The sequence below is a fragment of the Treponema sp. R80B11-R83G3 genome, assembly GCF_054786115.1.
This window is the reverse complement of the sequence record NZ_BDHF01000545.1, coordinates 1-399: the sequence shown is the minus strand read 5'-3', so window position 1 is coordinate 399 and position 399 is coordinate 1. Positions and strand designations below refer to the sequence as shown.

General features: G+C 44.9%; 1 protein-coding gene. It reads left to right on the top strand.

Annotated features, from left to right (window positions below):
- The coding region (locus ACYVRH_RS14890) for an ABC transporter substrate-binding protein (RefSeq protein ID WP_461257635.1) at positions 1-399 on the top strand (399 nt) is incomplete at both ends.

Sequence of the window (399 nt, the reverse complement as noted above, 5' to 3'; positions counted from 1 at the left end):
ATAACCTTCCGCCTTTTGATGATGTTCGTGTGCGCCGTGCCATAAATTACGCCGTAGATGTCCAGGGGATAATAGACGGCGCTTTTTTCGGATTGGGGGAACCTTCCGGCAGTCCCGTTATACCCGGTCTTTCAATTTATTACCAAAAACAACTTGAATACCCTGTTGACATTGAACAGGCTCGTTCCCTACTTGTGCAAGCGGGCTACAGTGAAGAACGCAGGCTTGCTTTTGAAATCACAGTCCCTTCAAACTACACAATGCACGTTGATACCGCACAGGTAATAGTCAATCAGCTTTCAAAAGTGGGGATTGACGTTAGTATAAAACTGGTTGATTGGGCGACATGGCTTTCCGAAGTTTACCATAATCGTAAATATCAGGCGACAATTATATCTC